The sequence below is a fragment of the Streptomyces bobili genome (assembly GCF_002154575.1).
Lineage (GTDB): Bacteria > Actinomycetota > Actinomycetes > Streptomycetales > Streptomycetaceae > Streptomyces > Streptomyces bobili.
Genome location: NZ_MUBA01000418.1, coordinates 1 through 226 on the forward strand (window position 1 = coordinate 1; position 226 = coordinate 226).

Below are 226 nucleotides of genomic sequence, written 5' to 3' on the forward strand. Positions count from 1 at the left end.
TGGCCGCGACAGGGCTGGCGGTGGGGGCCGTGGTGGCGGTGCCGCTCGGCCCGTGGGTGGAGTTCCGCCGCAAGCGGCCGGTGATGGTCGCGATGGATCTGACCCGGTTCGCGGCACTGATGAGCGTCCCCGCCGCGTACGCACTCGGCCTGCTCGGCTTCGTCCAGCTCCTGGTGGTGTCCGTCGTCGTCGGTGCGGCCGACATCGCCTTCAACGCGGCCAGTGG

General features: G+C 72.6%; 1 pseudogene. It reads left to right on the plus strand.

Annotated features, from left to right (window positions below):
• Positions 1-226 (plus strand): annotated as a pseudogene (locus BZL64_RS39200) (MFS transporter); the annotation flags it as partial.